This window comes from Actinotalea soli, from assembly GCF_017565425.1.
In the GTDB taxonomy this organism is placed as follows: domain Bacteria; phylum Actinomycetota; class Actinomycetes; order Actinomycetales; family Cellulomonadaceae; genus Actinotalea; species Actinotalea soli.
Map to the genome: position 1 here is coordinate 270,643 of NZ_JAGEMK010000001.1, position 17,303 is coordinate 287,945.

The 17,303-nt window shown below is 73.3% G+C and carries 16 protein-coding genes; 1 reads left to right on the forward strand and 15 read right to left on the reverse strand.

Features of this window, described 5'->3' with window-relative positions; genetic code table 11:
• Positions 1-29: 29 nt before the first annotated feature.
• From pyrF to pyrR, 7 genes are read right to left on the reverse strand one after another with little or no spacing between them, the layout of a single operon-like run.
• Positions 30-944 carry an orotidine-5'-phosphate decarboxylase gene (gene pyrF, locus J4G33_RS01285; protein ID WP_307793641.1) on the reverse strand — a complete coding sequence of 305 codons (915 nt, stop codon included), beginning with the start codon at positions 942-944 and terminating at the stop codon, positions 30-32.
• Positions 941-4,294 (reverse strand): carbamoyl-phosphate synthase large subunit, encoded by a 3,354-nt coding sequence (gene carB / locus J4G33_RS01290; protein ID WP_208054084.1) that lies wholly within the window; start codon positions 4,292-4,294, stop codon positions 941-943. Before carB ends, pyrF begins: the two co-directional genes overlap by 4 nt.
• Positions 4,294-5,484, reverse strand: a complete 1,191-nt coding sequence (carA, locus tag J4G33_RS01295; protein ID WP_208054085.1) for a glutamine-hydrolyzing carbamoyl-phosphate synthase small subunit — start codon at positions 5,482-5,484, stop codon at positions 4,294-4,296. The genes carB and carA overlap by 1 nt, the downstream gene beginning before the upstream one ends.
• Positions 5,481-6,047: a PH-like domain-containing protein gene (locus J4G33_RS01300; RefSeq protein WP_208054086.1), complete on the reverse strand. Its 567-nt coding sequence runs from the start codon at positions 6,045-6,047 to the stop codon at positions 5,481-5,483. Before J4G33_RS01300 ends, carA begins: the two co-directional genes overlap by 4 nt.
• Complete coding sequence (locus J4G33_RS01305) at positions 6,044-7,384, reverse strand: dihydroorotase (RefSeq protein WP_208054087.1); 1,341 nt, start codon at positions 7,382-7,384, stop codon at positions 6,044-6,046. Before J4G33_RS01305 ends, J4G33_RS01300 begins: the two co-directional genes overlap by 4 nt.
• Positions 7,381-8,367, reverse strand: coding sequence for an aspartate carbamoyltransferase catalytic subunit (locus J4G33_RS01310; protein WP_208054088.1), 987 nt, complete (start codon positions 8,365-8,367; stop codon positions 7,381-7,383). The genes J4G33_RS01305 and J4G33_RS01310 overlap by 4 nt, the downstream gene beginning before the upstream one ends.
• Positions 8,364-8,978: a bifunctional pyr operon transcriptional regulator/uracil phosphoribosyltransferase PyrR gene (gene pyrR, locus J4G33_RS01315; RefSeq protein WP_208054089.1), complete on the reverse strand. Its 615-nt coding sequence runs from the start codon at positions 8,976-8,978 to the stop codon at positions 8,364-8,366. The genes J4G33_RS01310 and pyrR overlap by 4 nt, the downstream gene beginning before the upstream one ends.
• A 206-nt stretch (positions 8,979-9,184) precedes the next feature.
• Between pyrR and J4G33_RS01320 the strand changes: the two genes are divergently transcribed.
• Positions 9,185-11,455, forward strand: coding sequence for a putative bifunctional diguanylate cyclase/phosphodiesterase (locus J4G33_RS01320; protein WP_208054090.1), 2,271 nt, complete (start codon positions 9,185-9,187; stop codon positions 11,453-11,455).
• A 10-nt stretch (positions 11,456-11,465) separates the two neighbouring features.
• On the opposite strand, the gene nusB is transcribed toward J4G33_RS01320, so the two are convergent.
• The 8 genes from nusB to aroC all read right to left on the reverse strand — a co-directional run bounded on the left by nusB (position 11,466) and on the right by aroC (position 17,278).
• Positions 11,466-11,882, reverse strand: coding sequence for a transcription antitermination factor NusB (gene nusB, locus J4G33_RS01325; protein WP_208054091.1), 417 nt, complete (start codon positions 11,880-11,882; stop codon positions 11,466-11,468).
• 1 nt (position 11,883) lies between these two features.
• Positions 11,884-12,447 carry an elongation factor P gene (gene efp / locus J4G33_RS01330; protein WP_208054092.1) on the reverse strand — a complete coding sequence of 188 codons (564 nt, stop codon included), beginning with the start codon at positions 12,445-12,447 and terminating at the stop codon, positions 11,884-11,886.
• Between the two features lie 216 nt (positions 12,448-12,663).
• Entirely contained in the window at positions 12,664-13,191 is a 528-nt protein-coding gene (locus J4G33_RS01335) for a hypothetical protein (RefSeq protein ID WP_208054093.1), read from the reverse strand.
• Complete coding sequence (locus J4G33_RS01340) at positions 13,188-13,799, reverse strand: hypothetical protein (protein WP_208054094.1); 612 nt, start codon at positions 13,797-13,799, stop codon at positions 13,188-13,190. The genes J4G33_RS01335 and J4G33_RS01340 overlap by 4 nt, the downstream gene beginning before the upstream one ends.
• Positions 13,800-13,837: 38 nt before the next feature.
• The gene (locus tag J4G33_RS01345) at positions 13,838-14,290 is read right to left on the reverse strand and encodes a type II 3-dehydroquinate dehydratase (protein ID WP_208054095.1); all 453 of its coding nucleotides are present in this window, start codon (positions 14,288-14,290) and stop codon (positions 13,838-13,840) included.
• Positions 14,291-14,355: 65 nt separating this feature from the next.
• Positions 14,356-15,504: a 3-dehydroquinate synthase gene (gene aroB / locus J4G33_RS01350; protein ID WP_208054096.1), complete on the reverse strand. Its 1,149-nt coding sequence runs from the start codon at positions 15,502-15,504 to the stop codon at positions 14,356-14,358.
• Entirely contained in the window at positions 15,501-16,061 is a 561-nt protein-coding gene (locus tag J4G33_RS01355) for a shikimate kinase (protein WP_208054097.1), read from the reverse strand. The genes aroB and J4G33_RS01355 overlap by 4 nt, the downstream gene beginning before the upstream one ends.
• Entirely contained in the window at positions 16,058-17,278 is a 1,221-nt protein-coding gene (gene aroC, locus J4G33_RS01360) for a chorismate synthase (protein WP_208054098.1), read from the reverse strand. Before aroC ends, J4G33_RS01355 begins: the two co-directional genes overlap by 4 nt.
• Positions 17,279-17,303: the final 25 nt, after the last annotated feature.

The window sequence follows — 17,303 nt, forward strand, 5'->3', positions numbered from 1 at the left end:
GGCAACGCGAGATCCTCGGACGCCGCAGGTCAGCGCACCGCGGCGGCCACCTCGTCGGCCGCGCGGCGGGCCGCGTCGAGGAGGGAGCGAGCATCAGGGCCTGCGCCGAGCACCGCGCGCGAGGTCGAGGCGAGCACGCCGTGACGCGCTCCGCCGAAGACCTGCGCGATCTCTGCCGCCCCGGCGCCCTGGGCGCCCACACCGGGGGCGAGGAACGGGCCGCCCACCTGGTCCAGCGCCATCTCGAGCTCGTCGGCCGCGGTCCCGATGGTCGCACCCACCACGAGTCCTACCGAGCCGAGGGCCGCGCCCGTGCGTGCCGTCTCAGCGGCGTTGAGCTCGCCTGCGGCGCGGGCGATCGTCCTGGCCACCGCGCTGCCTCCAGCGGCATGCCCTGCCGGGAGGACGGCGTGCTGGACCTCGGGGCCCTCGGGGTTCGAGGTCAGGGCGAGGACGAACAGGCCGCGCCCGGTCCGGGCCGCGGCCTCGACGGCCGGACCGAGCGAGCCGAACCCCAGATAGGGGCTCACCGTGAGCGCGTCGCAGGCCAGGGGTGCGTGCTCGCCCAGGTACGCGTCGGCGTACCCCGCCATGGTCGACCCGATGTCACCTCGCTTGGCGTCGAGCACGACCTGGGTGCTCCCGGCTCCGCGTGCTGCCGCGAGGACCTCCTCGAGCACCGCGATGCCCGCGGACCCATGGCGCTCGAAGAAGGCCGACTGCGGCTTGAGGGCCGCCACCCGACCGCCCAGGGCCTCGACGACCGTCATCGCGAAGGCCCTGACCCCGGTGGCGTCGTCAGGCAGTCCCCAGGCGGACAGGAGTCCCGGGTGCGGGTCGATGCCCACGCAGAGCGGCCCGTGCTCGGCCATCGCCCGGCCGATCCGCTGACCGAAGGTCGTGGTCGGCGTCCGGTCCGCGGAGAGCGCCGGGGCGGTGGTCACGGCGTCACGCCGCCCAGGCCCTGCGCCGCGGGGCGCAGCTCGAGGACGTGGTCCTGCAGGCTCCGGACACCGAAGGGCCCCTGCCGCAGCGACTCGATGCCCTGGACCGCAGCAGCCAGCTGCTGGACCGTGGTGACGATCGCCTTGTCGGCCGAGACGGTCGCGGTGCGGATCTCGTACCCGTCGGCGCGGGCGCCCTGCCCGGACGGGGTGTTGACCACCATGTCGACCTCCCCCGCGACGATCAGGTCCACGATGGTCGGCTCCCCGTCGGGCCCCTGGCCCGAGGAGAACTTCCGCACCACCCGCGAGCTGATCCCGTTGCGACGCAGCACCGCGGCGGTCCCCGCGGTGGCGAGGATCTCGAAGCCGAGCTCGCTCAGCCGCTTGACGGGGAAGGTGATGGCTCGCTTGTCCCGGTCGGCCACCGAGATGAACACGCGACCGCTGGTCGGCAGCCCGCCGAAGGCCGCGGCCTGGGACTTGGCGAAGGCGCTCGGGAAGTCCACGTCGAAGCCCATGACCTCACCGGTCGAACGCATCTCGGGGCCGAGGATGGTGTCGACCACGGCCCCCGAGGCGGTGCGGAACCGCTTGAAGGGCAGCACGGCCTCCTTGACGGCGATCGGTGCGTCGAGGCTCAACGTGCCACCGTCCCCGGTCGAGGGCAGCACGCCCTCCTCGCGGAGCTCGGCGACGGTGCGTCCGGCCATCACCAGGGCGGCAGCCTTGGCCAGCGGCACGCCGGTCGCCTTGGAGACGAAGGGCACGGTTCGCGAGGCCCGCGGGTTGGCCTCGAGGACGTAGAGCACGTCGCTGACCAGCGCGAACTGGACGTTGAGCAGCCCCCGCACCCCCACGCCACGGGCGATTGCCTCGGTCGAGACACGGATCCGGTCGAGCTCGGCGGTCGAGACCGTCACGGGGGGCAGCACGCAGGCCGAGTCCCCCGAGTGGATGCCGGCCTCCTCGATGTGCTCCATGACCCCGCCGAGGTACAGGTCGGTGCCGTCGTACAGGGCGTCGACGTCGAGCTCGATCGCGTCGTCGAGGAAGCGGTCGATGAGCAGTGGTGGGATCTCGTTGTTGGGTCCTGTGGCTGCCGCGCCCAGCAGGGCGCGCTCGACGTACTCGGTGAGCTGCTCGTCCGAGTACACGATCTCCATCCCGCGCCCGCCCAGCACGTAGGACGGACGGACCAGGACGGGGTAGCCGATGTGACGGGCGACCGTCGTGGCCTCGGCCAGGGTGCGTGCCGTCCCGAAGGCCGGGGCCGGCAGCCCTGCCTCGCCGAGGACCCGGCCGAAGGCGCCGCGGTCCTCGGCCGCGTCGATCGCAGCGGGGGGCGTGCCCAGGATCGGCAGCCCGGCCGCCTCGAGCCGCTCGGCCAGGGCCAGCGGGGTCTGTCCGCCGAGCTGCACGATGATGCCCGCGACCGGCCCGACGGCGAGCTCGGCCTGGTAGACCTCGAGGACGTCCTCGAAGGTCAGCGGCTCGAAGTAGAGCCGGTCGGAGGTGTCGTAGTCGGTCGAGACCGTCTCGGGGTTGCAGTTGATCATGATCGTCTCGTACTCGCCCTTGAGGGCCAGGGCCGCGTGCACGCACGAGTAGTCGAACTCGATGCCCTGGCCGATGCGGTTGGGCCCCGAGCCGAGGATGAGGATCGCGGGCCGCTCGCGCGGCTGCACCTCGGTCTCGTCGTCGTACGAGGAGTAGTGGTACGGCGTCCGGGCGGCGAACTCGGCGGCGCAGGTGTCGACCGTCTTGTAGACCGGCCGCAGGCCGAGGGCGTGACGCACCTGCCGCACGGTCTCCTCCCCCAGCCCGCGCAAGGAGCCGATCTGCGGGTCGGACAACCCGTGCCGCTTGGCCCTCCGGAGCAGGTCCGCGCCGAGCTCGGGTGCCTGGGCGACCTCGTCGGCGATCTGGTTGATGAGGGCGATCTGGTCGAGGAACCACGGGTCGATCCCGGTCACCCGGGCGACGTCCTCGACGCTCGCGCCGCCCTCGTGGCCTGCTGAGCGCAACGCCTGCTGGACGTCGATCAGGCGGTGCTCGGTGGGGACCGCGGTCGAGGCGAGGAGGGCAGCGAGCTCCTGCCCGGCCGGGACCGGGCCCTGCCAGTGGAAGCTCGAGCCGGCGCGGTCGATCGAGCGCATGGCCTTGCCCAGGGCCTCGGCGAAGTTGCGGCCCATCGCCATGGCCTCGCCGACGGACTTCATCGTGGTGGTCAGCCGCGGGTCGGCCGCCGGGAACTTCTCGAAGGCGAAGCGCGGGACCTTGACCACCACGTAGTCGAGCGAGGGCTCGAAGGAGGCCGGGGTCGAGCCGGTGATGTCGTTGGGGATCTCGTCGAGGGTGTAGCCGACGGCGAGCCGCGCGGCGATCTTGGCGATCGGGAAGCCGGTGGCCTTCGAGGCCAGGGCGCTGGACCGGGAGACGCGGGGGTTCATCTCGATGACGACCACGCGTCCCGTGGCGGGGTCGACGGCGTACTGGATGTTGCAGCCGCCGGTGTCGACGCCGACCTCACGGATGACGGCGATGCCGATGTTCCGCAGGTTCTGGTACTCGCGGTCGGTCAGGGTCAGCGCCGGGGCCACGGTCACCGAGTCGCCGGTGTGCACGCCCACGGGGTCGACGTTCTCGATCGAGCAGACCACGACCACGTTGTCCGCGTGGTCGCGCATGAGCTCGAGCTCGTACTCCTTCCAGCCGAGGATCGACTCCTCGAGGAGCACCTCGGTCGTGGGCGAGTAGTGCAGCCCTGCGCCCGCGATCTGGCGGAGCTCGGCCTCGTCGTAGGCGATGCCCGAGCCCAGGCCGCCCATCGTGAAGGAGGGCCGGACGACGACGGGGTAGCCGAGGTCCTCGGCGGCCGCGAGCACCTCCTCCATGCTGTGCGTGATGTGGCTGCGCGCGCTCTCGGCCCCGCAGCGCTCGACGACCTCCTTGAAGGCCTGGCGGTCCTCGGCGAGGTGGATCGAGGCCGTGTTCACGCCGATCATCTCGACGCCGTAGCGCTCGAGCACCCCGGCCTCGTCGAGGGCGATCGCGGCGTTGAGGGCGGTCTGGCCCCCGAGGGTCGGCAGGATCGCGTCCGGGCGCTCCTTGGCGATGATCGCCTCGACGACCTCGGGGGTGATCGGCTCGATGTAGGTGGCGTCGGCGAACTCCGGGTCGGTCATGATCGTGGCCGGGTTGGAGTTGACCAGGATCACGCGGATCCCCTCGGCCCGCAGCACACGGCAGGCCTGGGTGCCCGAGTAGTCGAACTCGGCGGCCTGGCCGATGACGATGGGCCCCGAGCCGATGACCAGGACGCTCGAGATGTCGGTGCGACGAGGCATCAGGGGTTCTCCTCGGTGGTGGTGCTGGCGGCCATGAGCTCGACAAAACGGTCGAAGAGGTAGCCCGCGTCGTGCGGGCCGGCCGCGGCCTCGGGGTGGTACTGGACGGAGAAGGCCGGACGGTCGAGGCACTCGAGGCCCTCGACGACCTGGTCGTTGAGCGCCACGTGGGACACCACGACACGGCCGTACCGTCCGTCCTCGTGCGGGGCTGTGGACTCCCCCTCGATCGGGGCGTCGACGGCGAAGCCATGGTTGTGCGCGGTGATCTCGACCTTGCGCGTCCGACGGTCCAGGACCGGCTGGTTGACCCCGCGGTGGCCGTAGGTCAGCTTGTAGGTGCCGAAGCCCAGGGCGCGGCCGAGGAGCTGGTTGCCGTAGCAGATCCCGAAGAACGGGATGCGACGGTCGAGGACGTCGCGGAGCAGCTCGATCTCGTGGACGGCGGCCGCGGGGTCCCCCGGTCCGTTGGAGAAGAAGACGCCGTCGGGCTCGAGGGCGAGCACCTGCTCGGTGGTGGCCGTGGCGGGCAGCACGTGGGTCCGGACCCCTCGCTCGGCGAGGCGCTGCGGGGTCATCGACTTGATGCCGAGGTCGAGGGCGACCACGGTCGCGACGGGCTCGGCCCCGCTCGCGGGTCCGCGGACGGGCTCGACCGTGTACGGCTCGGCGATCGTCACCTCGCCGGCGAGGTCCGCCCCCGACATCGCGGGGGCCGAGGTGACCTCGTCGAGGAGGTCCTGCTCGGCACGCCGACGGCCCGAGGAGTCGAGCAGGGCGGGTCCCGAGAAGATCCCTCCACGCATGACCCCCCGCTCACGCAGGTGACGGGTCAGGGCGCGGGTGTCGATGTCGCTGATGCCCACGACCCCCTCGTCGGCGAGCCCGTCGGCGAGGGTCCGCGTCGAGCGCCAGCTCGAGGGCCGGATCGCGGGGTCGCGCACCACGTAGCCGGCGACCCAGATCCGGGTCGACTCGGGGTCCTCCTCGTTCACTCCGGTGTTCCCGATGTGCGGGGCCGTCATCACGACGATCTGGCGGTGGTACGACGGGTCGGTGAGGGTCTCCTGGTAGCCGGTCATGCCGGTGTTGAAGACGATCTCGCCGACCGTCGAGCCCTGGGCCCCGAAGGCGAGGCCGGTGAAGGTGCGGCCGTCCTCGAGGACCAGGACGGCGGTCGGGTCGGTCATGGCTGCTCCTCGGTGGGGGCGACGGTGGTCGAGGGTGTGCCGGCGACAGGCACGAGGGAGGTCAGGGCCGCGGTGAGCGGCTCGCGGTCGGCCCGGCGTCGGGTGCGCAGCCCGGTGTCGAGCAGGGCGGGCCCGCGGTCGGCGGTACCGGGCACCTCCCAGGTGAGGACGACCAGGCCCTCGCCGCCGACGTACTTGCCCGCGATGCCCGGGGCGCGTCCGACGCGACGCACCCCCGAGGCCGGGACGAAGACGTCGGTGGCCCCGCGCCGGGCGAGGAGCACCCCGGTCTCGTGGACGCTGACGGTCGCGGCGGCGCGCACCCCGAGGTCGTGGGCCACGACGCGGTCGAGCCAGTCCCCCGCCCTGGTGCTCGAGACGTAGACGACCTCGATCGGGGGGCACCGCAGGGCTCCCCGGTCCGCCTCGGCGGGGACCGCGGGGGGCGGAGGGACGGTGGCACCGGTGCGTGCCCCGCGCCGGTGCCACCCCCACCACATGGCGAGCAGGATCACGACGAAGAGGCCCGCGAGGACCGCGATCGAGGACTGGGTGGTGGTCACGGCAGGGCCCCCGCATCCCGGACGGGCTCGACGGCCAGCCCGTCCAGCACCGTAGGACGACCGCGCAAGAACGTCGCGCGGACCTGGCCGACCAGCTCGCGGCCCCCGTAGGGGGTGTTCGTGCTCGCGCTGGCGAGCCCCGCCGGGTCCACGGTCCACCGGGCGTCGGGGTCCACGAGGGTCAGGTTGGCCGGCTCGCCGACCTCGAGCGGGCGCCCCTGGGCGCGCTCGCCCTGGTCGATCCGGCCGATCCTGGCCGGGGCGCTCGAGAGCACCCGGGCGACGTCCGCCCAGTCCATGCGCCCCGCGGTGACCATGACGCTCGTGACGATCGCCAGCGCCGTCTCGAGGCCGGTCATGCCGAAGGCGGCAGCCGCCCACTCGCAGTCCTTGTCTTCGCGGGTGTGCGGGGCGTGGTCCGTCGCGACGATGTCGATGGTCCCGTCGGCGAGCCCGGCCCGGACGGCCTCCACGTCGGCGTCGGTCCGCAGCGGCGGGTTGACCTTGTAGAGCGGGTCGTAGGTGCGGGCGAGCTCGTCGGTGAGCAGCAGGTGGTGGGGGGTGACCTCAGCCGTCACGGGGATGCCCCGGGCCTTGGCCCAGCGGATGATCTCGACCGAGCCAGCCGTGGACAGGTGGCACACGTGCAGCCGGGAGCCGACGTGCTCGGCCAGCAGCACGTCGCGGGCGATGATCGCCTCCTCGGCGACAGCCGGCCATCCGGCGAGCCCGACCTCGGCCGAGACGATCCCCTCGTGCATCTGGGCGCCCTGGGTGAGCCTCGGCTCCTGGGCGTGCTGGGCGACCACGCCGTCGAAGGCCTTGACGTACTCGAGGGCGCGACGCATCAGCACCGGGTCGTCGACGCAGTGGCCGTCGTCGGAGAAGACGCGGACGCGGGCCGCGGAGTTCGCCATGGCCCCGAGCTCGGCGAGGTGGGTGCCCGCGAGCCCGACGCTGACCGCCCCGACGGGGTGCACGTCGACCCAGCCTGCGTCCCGGCCGAGCCGCCAGACCTGCTCGACCACCCCGGCCGTGTCCGCCACGGGCGAGGTGTTGGCCATCGCGTGGACCGCGGTGAACCCGCCCAGGGCGGCGGCCCGGGTGCCCGAGGCGACCGTCTCGGCGTCCTCTCGGCCCGGCTCGCGCAGGTGGGTGTGCAGGTCGACCAGGCCGGGCAGGGCCACGAGCCCCGCGGCCTCGACGACCTCGGCGGAGGAGGCCCGGTCGTCCTCGGCAGCCGAGGCGCCGAGGGCGAGGATCCGTCCCTCCCCGAGGAGGACGTCGGTCGGTGCGCCACCCAGGAGGCGGGCACCGCACAGCAGGTACGTCGTCATGCGAGGGTCTCTCTCTCCTGGGCGAGCAGCAGGTACAGCACGGCCATGCGGACCGCGACACCGTTGGCGACCTGCTCGAGGATCACGGCCCGGGGCGAGTCGGCGGCCTCCGCCGAGATCTCGAGCCCCCGGTTCATCGGGCCCGGGTGCAAGACGATCGCGTGGTCGGGCAGCATCCGCAGACGTCGCGCGTCCAGCCCGAAGGACCGGGTGTACTCGAGCGGGCTGGGGAAGAACCCCGTGGCACCCGTGCGGTCACCCCCCATCCTCTCCCGCTGGACCCGGAGCATCATGATCGCGTCCGGCTGCTGGTCGGCCAGCACGGCGTCCAGGTGGTAGGAGATCGAGCACGGCCAGGCCTCAGCCCCCACGGGCACCAGGGTCGGGGGTGAGACGAGGGTCACCTCCGCGCCGAGCGTGTGCAGCAGCTGGACGTTCGAGCGCGCCACCCGGGAGTGCAGCACGTCCCCGACGATCGCGACACGAAGCCCGGTGAGGTCGTTCCCGACGCCGTCGGGGTTGCCCGTGGTGCCGGTCAGGTGACGGCGGATCGTGTACGCGTCGAGCAGGGCCTGGGTCGGGTGCTGGTGCGTCCCGTCCCCCGCGTTGACCACCGAGGTGCCGACCCAGCCCGAATGGGCGAGCCGGTGCGGGGCGCCCGAGGCGGGGTGGCGGATGACCACGGCGTCAGCCCCCATGGCCTGGAGGGTCTGGGCGGTGTCCTTGAGGGACTCGCCCTTCGAGACGCTCGAGCCCTTGGCGGCGAAGTTGATGACGTCGGCCGACAGCCGCTTGGCAGCCGTCTCGAACGAGATGCGGGTCCGGGTCGAGTCCTCGAAGAAGAGATTGACCACGGTGCGCCCGCGCAGGGTCGGCAGCTTCTTGATCTCGCGGGCCTGGGTCGCGGCCATCTGCGCGGCCGCGTCGAGGACCTCGATGGCCGTCGCGCGGTCGAGGTCCGCCGCGCTGAGCAGGTGCCTCATCGCGTTCCCCCGTCGATCCGCACCGAGTCGACGCCGTCGGTCTCGACGAGCCGGACCCGCACCTTCTCGACGAGGGAGGTGGGCAGGTTCTTGCCGACGTAGTCGGCCCGGATCGGCAGCTCGCGATGGCCCCTGTCGACCAGCACGGCGAGCTGGACGGCACGGGGGCGGCCGAGGTCGTTGAGGGCGTCGAGGGCGGCGCGGATCGTGCGTCCCGAGAACAGCACGTCGTCGACCAGCACGACGACGCGGTCGTCGATGCCTGCCGCAGGCAGGTCCGTCGCTCCGAGCGGACGGGTCGGGTGCTTGTGGAGGTCGTCCCGGTACATCGTGACGTCCAGGGAGCCGGCCACGGCGGCGGGGTCCAGACCGGGCTCGACCTCCGCGAGGCGCGCCGCGAGGCGCTGGGCGAGCGGCAGACCGCGGGTCGGGATGCCCAGCAGGACGAGGTCGGCGGCGCCCTTGTTGCGCTCGAGGACCTCGTGGGCGATACGGGTCAGGGCGCGGGCGATCTCGGGCTGGCCGAGGACCTCGGCACCCGAGTCCTCGCCACCGGAGCCCCCAGGCTCGACGGGTGGGACGGGATCGGGCAGAGCGGGGCCAGAGGACATCTGGCGACCTCCTTCCCCGCCTCACAGGACGGGTCGTTAAAGGATGTCTGACGCCGTGAACACTAACGCACCCACCCCGGTGCGACCGCCCAGGACGGGACCCTCGGGTCCGGGCGCGCAGCTCTCAGGTCCTGCGAGGGCGTCGACGCGCCGGCCCGCGGTGCGCCGATGTCCCGTTTTGCGCGTTCTGGCACGATACTTCCCTTGTGTCTCCTCTCGCGCCGCCGACCCTGACGATCATCCAGTGCGTCGTCGCGGGCCTCATCGCGGGACTGTGCATGCTCCACCTGGGCTGGTGGCGGGGGGAGCTCCGACGGGCCGGAGCAGCCTGGACCCTGGTCTGGACCGCGGCCCTGGCGGTGCTGTGCCTGGCGAGCGGCCTGACCGGGGTGGTCGTGCCCGGGACAGGGACGGAGGCCCTGCTGCTGGTCCGGTTCTGCGCCTTCGCCGCCGCTGTCGTGCTCGCCCTGCCCGCGATCCGCGCCCTGACCGACGGCCCCGGCGTCCGTGGCCTCGTCGTGGGGACCCTCGCCTGGTACGGCACGGCCGTCGTGCTCTGGTCGACCACGGACCTCGTCTACACGCACACGATGGCCGACGGGGTGCCCGCGTACGGCCCGATCGCCCCGGCCGTGGAGCTGCTGCCGGTGGCCGTCGTCGGGGTGTACGTCGCGGTGGCGGTGCGCTCCCAGCCGATGACCATGGTCGGCGCGGTCGTGACGGTCGCCGGCTTCACCTCGGCCCTGATGCTGCTGGCCTCCTCCCTCCAGCCCACGAGCCCCACGACCGAGCTGCTCGCCGGGCTCTGGGTGCTCCCCCTGGTGGGCGGGCTCCAGCTGCTCGCCACGACGCGCATCGCGGCCGTGCGTCGCGAGGCGATCCGGCACGCGAGCCGACGTGACGCCCTCGCCCGCGTGGCGAACGCGGCGTGGTACCTGCGCAGCCCGGAGGCCATCCTCGAACGCGCCCGGGACGAGTGCCGCGCGGTCCTCGAGGACCCGACCATCGAGGGGACCCTGCGCCCCCTCGCCCGCGATCGCTTCGTCGCGGAGTTCGGACCGGCCGACGGCCACGACCAGGACGAGGACGCCCGCGCCTTCCAGCGAGACCTGGCGCGGGTGGTCTCGGGCGCTGCCGAGCGGATCACCCTGACCGACCGGTTGACGCACGCGGCCTTCACCGACTCCCTCAGCGGCCTGCACAACCGACCCGCGCTGGACCGCCGGCTCGTCCAGGCGCTCGAGAGGGCCAACGTCGAAAGGTCCCGCGTCAGCCTGCTGTTCTGCGACGTCGAGGGGCTGCGCAGGGTCAACCACCGGCGCGGTCGGCGCGGCGGCGACGAGGTGCTGGTCCACACCGCGAGGCACCTGCAGGCCGTGGCCGGGCGGCTCGGGTACGTCGCGCGGCACGGCGGGGACGAGTTCGTCGTGCTGGTCGAGCGCTCCGGCTCCGACGTCGAGCTGCGCGCCCTCGCGCACCGGCTCCGCGACGGCTTCAGCCCCCCGGGATCAGACGTCCTGGGCCCGCACCTCGCCGTCGGCGTCGCGACCTGGCAGCCCGGGGACCTCGTCGACCCGGACGCCCTGCTGCGGGACGCGGACCTCGCGATGCTCGAGGCCAAGCGCTCCCACGCCGGAGTCGCCCTGTACGACGCCGAGCTGCGCGAGAAGGTCGCCGCGCAGCTGCAGCTGCGCCGCGAGCTCGAGCAGGGCCTCGGTGAGCAGGAGATCATCGGCTACTTCCAGCCGTTGAGCGACGCGGTCACCCTGGAGGTCACGAGCCTCGAGGTGCTCGCGCGCTGGCGCCGGAGGGGCACGGTGCTCCAGCCCGCCGAGTGGCTGCCCTTCGCCGAGGAGAGCGGCCTGATCGTCGAGGTCGGGCGGCAGGTGTTCCGGGCTGCCAGGGCGGGCATGGAGCGCTTCGACCTGCCCGTCGCGGTCAACGTCGCGGCCCGCCAGCTCGACGAGCCGGACTTCGTCACGCACGTCGAGCAGTCCTGGGGCACCGACGGGTGGGACCGGCTCACGATCGAGGTCACCGAGAGTGCCCTGCTGTACGACGCCGAGCACGTGCGGAGCTCGCTCGAGGCCTTGGCCGAGCGCGGGGTCCGGATCGCGATCGACGACTTCGGGACGGGCTACAACTCCCTGTCCCGCCTCGGCGAGCTGCCCCTGCACGTGCTCAAGATCGACCGGACCTTCGTCCAGGAGGTCCGCAGCCCCGAGGGGGCCGCCGTGCTGAGGGCCATCATCAGCCTCGCCGAGGCGCACGGGCTGGACGTGGTCGCCGAGGGGGTCGAGCACGCCGACGAGCTCATGGCCCTCGTCGAGATGGGCGTGCGCACCGTGCAGGGCAACATGCTCGGTGCGGCGCGGGCGGGGCTGCCGATCCGGGGCGCGCGCGCCGAGTCCGCGCGCACCTCCCCCGCCGCGGTGCACCTGGCGGCCGTGCACCGGGTGCGGCCCGCGAGCGTGTGAGGGCGACCCCTCAGGCGAGAAGGGTGGGCTTGAGGTCCACGAGCCGCCCGAGGAGCCCGTTGATGTAGGTGGGCGACTCGTCCGTCGACAGCGATCGCGCGAGCTCGACGGCCTCGTCGACCGCGACGGCGTCGGGCACCTCGTCGTTGAAGAGGATCTCCCAGGCGCCGATGCGCAGCACCGCGCGGTCCACGGCGGGCATGCGCTCGAGGGTCCAGCCGTGGGCATAGGTCGAGAGGAACTCGTCGATCCGCGCCTGCTGGGCCAGCACCCCCTCGACGAGGTCCACCGAGTACTGGGGCAGGGACGCCTCCGTCCCGGGCTGGGCGATTCGAGCCGCGAGGATCTCGACCGGGGCGGCCCCGCGCTGGTCGGCCTCGAAGAGGACGTCGACCGCGCGCTTGCGCGCCTTGCTGCGGGCGCTCACCTCAGTCGTTCACACGGCCGAGGTACGACCCGTCGCGGGTGTCGACCTTGACGCGCGTGCCGCCCTCGACGAACAACGGGACCTGGATCTCGGCGCCGGTCTCGACGGTCGCAGGCTTGGTGCCGCCGGTGGAGCGGTCGCCCTGGAGGCCGGGCTCGGTGTAGGTGATCTCGAGCACCACCGAGGGGGGCAGCTCGACGTACAGCGGCGTGCCGTCGTGGGTCGCCACCATGGCCTGCTGGCTCTCGAGGAGGTAGTTCGCGGCGTCACCCACCGTGGCCTCGGAGACGTTGATCTGGTCGTAGGTCGAGATGTCCATGAAGACGTAGTCGGCGCCGTCCTTGTACAGGTACTGCATGTCGCGCTTGTCGACGTTGGCCGTCTCGACCTTGGTGCCGGCGTTGAAGGTCTTGTCGACGACCTTGCCCGACAGGACGTTCTTCAGCTTGGTCCGCACGAACGCGCCGCCCTTGCCAGGCTTGACGTGCTGGAACTCCACGACGGTCCAGAGCTGCCCGTCCAGGTTGAGGACGGTGCCGTTCTTCAGGTCATTGGTCGTGGCCACAGTGGATCTTCCTGTCGAGTTCAGAGGGGCGAGCCTCGCGTCTCACCCGAGGTGCCCGGTAGATGGACGAGCAGGTCGGTGAACAGCTGGTCCGTGGACCAGCGCTGTCCGTGGACCAACGGCCCCGGGTCATGGCTCCGGCGGGCCCGCGCGGGCGGACCGCCGTCCAGTGTAGCCGTCGAGGCACCACAGCCCGCGCTGCCGCTCCGGGCGCGCTCAGCCGGAGACGAGAAGGCGGGCGACCGCGCCGACGGCCACGGCCCACAGCATCGAGGCGAGGGTGCCGATGACGAAGCGCTCGGAGGTCTCCGGGTGCTGCCGGATCTCGGGGTACCGCCCCAGGCCCTTGACGGCGATGACGAAGGCGATCCCGGCCGGGTATCCGGCAACGAGGCAGGCGGTCACCGCGAGCCGCTCGAGCACGCCGATCCATGTACCCCCGCGCAGGCTCGAGGAGCTGGTGGGGTCAGCCCCGGGACCCGGTGCCCGGGCAGGGTCCGGCTCGGCAGCAGCCGCGAGGTCGGGCTCGAGCGCGGGCCCGGCGGGCGCGTGCACCCCCTCCCCGGTCAGGTCCGGCTCGGCGTCGGGCCGGACCTCCGGGTCGACGGCGCCGCGGGTGGTCTCGTGACGGGCGTCGTGTGACCGCGCCGCGACGCGGAGCACCGCGGCGGTCAGGGGCCAGCCGCCGAGGGCGCTGAGTGCCAGCGCGGCCAGGACCACGAGGACCACGAGGGCGTCGTTCATGCGTCTCCTTCGGCGAGCAGTCGTGCGGCGGCGGGGCGGACCGCGAGCTCCTCGGCCCACAGCGCGGTACGCAGACGCTGGCTGACGGCCTGCTGGGTGATGCCCAGGCGGTCCGCGACAGCGTCCTGGGTCGCGTCGCCGAGCGCGGTGAGGGTGTCGATGACGGCCCACCCCTGCTCGGTGCGCCGGGCCATGATGGCACCGACCAGGGTCAGCACCGCCTCGCAGTCCGCCCCCGCCAGGGCGTGGGTGGCCTCGACAGCGATCGGGACGGGGCGGGCCCGGCTCTTGGCCCGCTCGACCGCCTCGCGGGCCAGCACGAAGGCAGGCCCGGAACCGGCGCGGGCGGCGGTCGGCAGCGGCTCGTCGACGGGTCCCGCGCCCACCCCGACCGTCCACTCCCCCAGGCGGAGCGCCTCGAGGGCGGTCTCGACGGCGAGGCGAGGGTCGTCGAGCACGGCCTGGACCTCGTCGCCCACGGTCCGCTCGAAGGGACGCACCACACCGGGCTGACCGGCGACGACGCGGTCCTCGAGGTGGGAGAGCAGCTGCTCCACACGGTCACCCACGCGGCGGCTGCCCTGCTGGTCGATCGTCAGGACGAACATGGAACAAACCTAGAGCCTTGTCCTCATAACCACAAGCCCTAGGTATTGTTCTGCAGCCGGCCTGCGAGGGCGGCGAGAGCCAGGCGGTAGGAGTCGAGGCCGAAGCCGGCGACGGTCCCGGTCGAGACGGCGGCGACGACGCTCGTGTGCCGGAACTCCTCGCGGGCCGCGGGGTTGGAGAGGTGGACCTCGACGAGCAGCAGGCCCGAGGTGGTGACCTGGGCGGCGGCGTCGCGCAGGGCGTACGAGTAGTGCGTGAAGGCCGCGGGGTTGAGGACCACGTGGGCCCGGGAGTCGACGGCCTCGTGGAGCCAGCCGACGATCTCGGACTCGTCGTCCGTCTGGCGCGTCTCGGCCGCGAGGCCGAGCTCGCTCGCCCAGGCGTCGACGGCCGAGGTGAGGTCGGCGAGGGTCGCGGAGCCGTAGACCTCGGGCTCGCGGACTCCGAGCCGCCCGAGGTTGGGTCCGTTGAGCACGAGCACGCGGGTCATGGCGCGAGCCTAGAGCAGCGCGGGCCTGCCTCGATCAGCTGACCGGACCTGGCGCGTGACCGGACCTAGAGCATGACGGCCGTGCCACCGGCCTCACGGCTGACCTCGGCGTAGGCCGCGGCGAGCAGGGACGGGTCGGGGCCCTCGAGCCGGCTGGGTCGGCCGACGTCGTCCAGCACGACGAAGCGCAGCAGGTCGCCGCGGGTCTTCTTGTCGCGGCGCATCGCGCTCTGGAGCTGCTCCCAGCGGTCCCCGCGATAGGTGGTGGGCAGGCCGACGGCGGTGAGGATCGCGCGGTGCCGGTCGACGACCTCGTCCGAGAGCCGGCCGGCGAGGCGGGCGAGCTCGGCGACGTAGACCATGCCCACGGCGACCGCGGCTCCGTGCCGCCACTGGTAGCGCTCGACCAGCTCGATCGCGTGACCGAAGGTGTGCCCGTAGTTGAGGATCTCGCGCAGGCCGGACTCGCGCAGGTCCTGCCCGACGACCTCGGCCTTGACCTGGACGGCGCGTTCGATGAGCTCGCGGAGCACGGGCCGCACGGCCTCGGAGAGCTCGGGGGCGGTCAGGGCGGCGGCGTGCTCCTCGACGAGCTCGAGGATCCGCGGGTCGGCGATGAACCCGCACTTGATGACCTCGGCGAGACCCGCGGTGCGGTCGTGCACGGGCAGCGAGTCGAGGCTCGCGAGGTCGCAGAGCACCCCCGCGGGCGGGTGGAAGGCTCCGACGAGGTTCTTGCCCTCGGCGGTGTTGATGCCGGTCTTGCCCCCGACGGCGGCGTCGACCATGGCGAGCAGGGTGGTGGGCACGTGGACGACGCGGATCCCGCGGAGCCAGGTCGCGGCGACGAACCCGGCGAGGTCGGTGGTCGCTCCCCCGCCGAGGCCGACGACGGCGTCGCTGCGGGTGAAGTCCGCCTGGCCGAGCACCTGCCAGCAGAACGCGGCCACCTGGGCGTGCTTGGCCTCCTCCGCCTCGGGGATCTCGGCGAGGAAGGCCTCGTACCCCTGGGCCACGAGGTCCTCACGCACGGCCTCGGCCGAGGTGGCCAGGGCCCCCGGGTGGATGACGAGGACCCGCTGCACCCCGGCTCCGAGCAGGCGCGGCAGCTCGCCGAGCAGGCGGTCCCCCACGACGACGTCGTAGGGGGCGTCCCCGGAGACGGTCACCACGGTCGGGGCGTCGGCCGAGGGCGTGGTCGGGCGGTCGGTCATGCGATCTCCTCACGGATGCGCTCGGCGACGTCCCCGGGACGCAGGCCGTCGGTCACCACGCGCAGGTTGGCGACGCGCTCGTAGATCGGGCGGCGGGCCTCCATGAGGGCCTGCCACTGGGCCCGCGGGTTGCCCAGCAGGAGGGGGCGCGCGGTGTTGAAGCCGACGCGGGGCGCGGCGTGGGCGAGGCTCACGTCGAGGAAGACGACCAGGCCCCCGGCCTCGCGGTACTCGACCAGTCCCTGCTCGGCGCGCGGGTCGAGCACCGCGCCGCCCCCGAGGGCGAGCACGCCGTCGTGCTCGCGCAGCGCCGTGAGGACGGCGTCGAGCTCGAGCTCGCGGAAGTGGGGCTCGCCCTCGTCGACGAAGATCTCGCGGATGGGCTTGCCGGCGCGCTGCTCGACGTCGTTGTCGGTGTCCCGGCCGTGCACGCCGAGGGCGAGGGACAGCGCGCGGGCGACCGTGGACTTGCCCGAGCCGGGCGGGCCGATCAGCACGGCGCGGGGACGCAGGGTCGGGGTCGGGCCCCCGGCACCCTCCCCGTGGGGGGCGGTCATCGCTGCAGCTCGGGGATCGCGTCGAGGTAGGCCTGGTGGTTGCGGGAGACCTCGGCGACGCTGTCCCCGCCGAACTTCTCGATCACGGCCTCGGCGAGCACCAGGGCGACCATCGCCTCGGCGACGACGGCCGCAGGGGGCACCGCGCACACGTCGGAGCGCTGGTGGATGGCCTGGGCGGTCTCCCCCGTGCTGACGTCGACGGTCCCCAGGGCGCGGGGCACCGTCGAGATGGGCTTCATCGCGGCCCGGACCCGGAGCACCTCGCCGTTGGACATGCCGCCCTCGACCCCGCCCGCACGGTTGGTGCGGCGGCGGATGAGGCCGGTCTCGGGGTCCCGCTCGATCTCGTCGTGGGCCTGCGAGCCGCGGCGCTGGGCCGTGCGGAACCCGTCGCCGATCTCGGCGCCCTTGATGGCCTGGATGCCCAGCAGGGCCGCCGCGAGCCGCGCGTCGAGCCGTCGGTCCCAGTGGGTGTAGCTGCCGAGCCCGGTGGGGACGCCGTAGGCGAGCACCTCGACCACGCCGCCCAGGGTGTCGCCGTCCTTCTGGCACTGGTCGATCTCGGCGACCATGGCAGCGGAGGTCTCCGCGTGGAAGCAGCGCACCGGGTCGGCGTCGAGGGCCGCCAGATCCTCGGGGGTCGGCAGCAGGGCCTCCTCCGGCGCGTCGACGGGGCCGATGGCCACGACGTGGGAGACCAGACGCAGGCCGACGGCCTGCTCGAGGAAGCGGGCCGCGACGGTGCCGAGAGCCACCCGGGTCGCGGTCTCACGGGCCGAGGCGCGCTCGAGCACCGGCCGGGCGTCGGGGAAGCCGTACTTGCGCATGCCGACCAGGTCCGCGTGACCGGGACGGGGGCGGGTCAACGGCCGGTTACGGGCCACCTCGCGCTCGTCACCCGTGCCCGCGTCGACCAGCAGCCGCTCGGGGTCCACGGGGTCGGCCGCCATGACGTCGACCCACTTGGGCCACTCCGTGTTGGCGATCTCGATGGCCATCGGGCCACCCTGGCTCACGCCGTGCCGCAGGCCCGCCAGGACGCGGACCTCGTCCTGCTCGAACTTCATCCGGGCGCCGCGCCCGTACCCGAGCCGCCGTCGGGCCAGAGCTGCCTGGACGTCGGCGGTCGTGACCTCGACCCCGGCCGGCAGGCCCTCGATGATCCCCACCAGGGCGGGACCGTGGGACTCCCCGGACGTCAACCAGCGCAGCATGGCGTCATCCTCCCACGGGGCCCGG

Coding starts and splice junctions, on each gene's coding strand:
- pyrR (WP_208054089.1), bottom strand. CDS start 8,978: ATGTCCTCTGGCCCCGCTCTGCCCGATCCCGTCCCACCCGTCGAGCCT.
- carA (WP_208054085.1), bottom strand. CDS start 5,484: ATGACCGACCCGACCGCCGTCCTGGTCCTCGAGGACGGCCGCACCTTC.
- J4G33_RS01310 (WP_208054088.1), bottom strand. CDS start 8,367: ATGAGGCACCTGCTCAGCGCGGCGGACCTCGACCGCGCGACGGCCATC.
- J4G33_RS01345 (WP_208054095.1), bottom strand. CDS start 14,290: ATGACCCGCGTGCTCGTGCTCAACGGACCCAACCTCGGGCGGCTCGGA.
- aroB (WP_208054096.1), bottom strand. CDS start 15,504: ATGACCGACCGCCCGACCACGCCCTCGGCCGACGCCCCGACCGTGGTG.
- carB (WP_208054084.1), bottom strand. CDS start 4,294: ATGCCTCGTCGCACCGACATCTCGAGCGTCCTGGTCATCGGCTCGGGG.
- J4G33_RS01335 (WP_208054093.1), bottom strand. CDS start 13,191: ATGAACGACGCCCTCGTGGTCCTCGTGGTCCTGGCCGCGCTGGCACTC.
- J4G33_RS01340 (WP_208054094.1), bottom strand. CDS start 13,799: ATGTTCGTCCTGACGATCGACCAGCAGGGCAGCCGCCGCGTGGGTGAC.
- J4G33_RS01355 (WP_208054097.1), bottom strand. CDS start 16,061: ATGACCGCCCCCCACGGGGAGGGTGCCGGGGGCCCGACCCCGACCCTG.
- aroC (WP_208054098.1), bottom strand. CDS start 17,278: ATGCTGCGCTGGTTGACGTCCGGGGAGTCCCACGGTCCCGCCCTGGTG.
- J4G33_RS01305 (WP_208054087.1), bottom strand. CDS start 7,384: ATGACGACGTACCTGCTGTGCGGTGCCCGCCTCCTGGGTGGCGCACCG.